The sequence below is a fragment of the Leptospira vanthielii serovar Holland str. Waz Holland = ATCC 700522 genome, from assembly GCF_000332455.1.
Lineage (GTDB): Bacteria > Spirochaetota > Leptospiria > Leptospirales > Leptospiraceae > Leptospira_A > Leptospira_A vanthielii.
This window is the reverse complement of sequence record NZ_AOGY02000022.1, coordinates 1-2,542: the sequence shown is the minus strand read 5'-3', so window position 1 is coordinate 2,542 and position 2,542 is coordinate 1. Positions and strand designations below refer to the sequence as shown.

Annotated in this window: 3 protein-coding genes; all 3 read left to right on the top strand. The window is 32.7% G+C overall.

Going from position 1 to position 2,542, the window contains the following annotated elements; all coding sequences use genetic code 11:
- Positions 1 to 188 (top strand): hypothetical protein (locus LEP1GSC199_RS21630; RefSeq protein ID WP_232420635.1); only part of this gene is annotated, 188 nt, incomplete at its 5' end.
- 540 nt (positions 189 to 728) lie between these two features.
- Entirely contained in the window at positions 729 to 1,700 is a 972-nt protein-coding gene (locus LEP1GSC199_RS04200) for a hypothetical protein (RefSeq protein ID WP_002977971.1), read from the top strand.
- A 291-nt stretch (positions 1,701 to 1,991) separates the two neighbouring features.
- On the top strand, positions 1,992 to 2,447 hold the full coding sequence (locus LEP1GSC199_RS04195; RefSeq protein WP_002977969.1) for a hypothetical protein: 456 nt from the start codon (positions 1,992 to 1,994) through the stop codon (positions 2,445 to 2,447).
- The last annotated feature ends 95 nt before the right edge of the window (positions 2,448 to 2,542 follow it).

Sequence of the window (2,542 nt, the reverse complement as noted above, 5' to 3'; positions counted from 1 at the left end):
ACGCCACGTATCTGCATATAACAGCGCCTTACCGCTACGCTTCGGCACAAGGCCTCGCTCGGGCTACGGCAAATTGTCCTTCTGTCATTCGTTTGCTTCCGCAAGCTACGTGCCAGTCCCTAACGTCCCGTCGGGACTCAGGGTCGGACAACTTCGGTAAGTCTAGTTCGTTAATTGCAATTGGTTAATTCTATTCTAAAAATCCAGCGCGCAATTTTTCTTAAAAGGTGAGGGTCCAACTTTGCTCAATTCGATAATAGATCTTTATATCGGTTTTATTACTTTGTAATGATACGTGGCGTTTTAAAGAAAAGAATAAGAATTAAGAGATTTATTTCGCTACATTTCCTATTATTTTTTGGTCACGGTTTGCATGATGCAAAAATGATTGTCGCGCTTTGAAGACCAAGAATAAGAAAGAAAATTTGCGCGCTGGGATTTCAAACACTTCGTATTATTAGCAAATACAACACAAAACCAACTGCAATTAACTACCGCTAACCACTTCACTTCGGGACTTCGCCCTCGCTTGGCCTTCGGCACATAGGCTTTTGTCACTCCTCTTGCTTACGCAAGCCTCGTGCCAATCCCTAACGCCTCCTCCAGAGGCTCAGGGCCAGCCTACGTTGGTTAGCTAGTTCGTTATACGAAATTGCTAAATTTCATTCATTAATAATTGAAAAATTCAAGCTATTATAAATAATAAGAAATCTCAAGTAAACAAATAAATGAATTATAAAAGAATACTAAATTGGACAGTTTCAATCATTGGATTTATAGCATCAGTAACAACAATATACCTTTACTTCTTTTCCAGCTCTAATCTATCAAAACTTGAATTCAATTATAACGGATACGAACGTTTAACAAACTTAACTGACATAAAAGAACCTGAACTTGCAGGAATTTATTATTTTAATAATATAAAAATTCGTCACCTCTGGAAAGTTACTGTTACAATCATCAATACAAGCGATAAAACCATAGTTGGTGAAGGGAACCAAAAGAATATAATTAATGATAATTTAACTTTTTATCTACCTAAATCATATAAGTTATTGAAAGTAGAGAAAATTTACTCCGATTTACCACTTACACATTTTTTCAAAAGTCGTAATTTTGTTTTAGAATTTTCCCAATGGAGGAAAAACGAGAGGATTGTATTAAGTTTTTACGTAGAGACCCCAACTCCAGAAATAGACAGAAGATTATTTCTAGAAACCGAAAAAAGGCAATTACTGGACGGAGATATTGTATATAACAACTCTGAAAATAAGCCTAAGCCATATTATTTTTCAGAATTTTTGCCTTCTATTTTTCGAAAATTCTTCTATATAATTGCAATCGCATTTCTATTAGTTATCATAATACTGATTTCATTTTACATAATAAGCGCACCTATCTCATACCAAAAAAGAAGATTATGGAAAAAAGAAAATATTCACAAATTTAAAGAATTTCTGAATATTAAATTTAAATCAAACGATTCGTTAAAAGAAAAATTCCAAAAAAATCCGAATGAATTACCTAAGCCATTTTGGAAGGAATTTGATGGTGAAAAATATCCGAAATTAACGGTCGAACTTTCAACCGATACAGCTACTGAGTTAGTTATAATGATGCTAATATTTTTTGCGATTAATTTCTCTTTAATTGTAATAACTAGTGACCTCTCTCAATCTTTCTACAGAAACTGGTAAACATACAATTAGCAACTTCGTATAACAGCGACTTACCGCTACGCTTCGGCACAAGGCCTCGCTCGGCCTCCGGCAAATTCCCCTTCTGGCATTCGCCTTGCATTCGCAAGCTACATGCCAGTCCCTAACGTCCCGTTGGGACTCAGGGTCGGGGAACTTCGGTAAGTCTAGTTCGTTATGCGCAATGTCCCAAAAATGAATTAAGAAAAAATACGATAAGATATCTTGAATCTTAGATCAATTTCACTATTTAAGCAAAAGATTAAGCTCGCAATAAATCATTATATATATATGAACCTTTACGATTCCTTCGAAAAAAACTTAATAAACTATATCGAATCTTACAAATTTGAACTTGAAAAATATAAATTCAAATTTTATTCAAAAACTGTGGGTCCAGGAATGGGGGCCATTGTTGAATTGTCATATAAAGATTATAATTTAATAATAACAAACGATAGAGGACAATTTTTTATCGATTTAAAGTCTAAAGCGGATTTCAAAAACCTGAATTTTCAATTGGATTCAATATTATCTTATATTCTATTTAAAAAAATGGAAAATTTGGATAAAGTTAATAGAAAGCAAGTATTACTTGGTGAAGAATTTCCAGATTTACTGACTGATCCATTGAAATATTATTTCATCTATCGTAATGAAATAAATGAAGTAGAACTTAATACTCAATTTAACAAAATAATTAATAAATTGCAAACTGAAAGATCGAAATATTTGTTTGCACAATGAATATTCCATGATTAACCAGAATATCAAATTAAACAAATGAAACTCAAAATTCAAAACNTAAAAATTTGAAGAATTAAGTTTTAAATATCTAATTT

Coding starts and splice junctions, on each gene's coding strand:
- LEP1GSC199_RS04200 (WP_002977971.1), top strand. CDS start 729: ATGAATTATAAAAGAATACTAAATTGGACAGTTTCAATCATTGGATTT.
- LEP1GSC199_RS04195 (WP_002977969.1), top strand. CDS start 1,992: ATGAACCTTTACGATTCCTTCGAAAAAAACTTAATAAACTATATCGAA.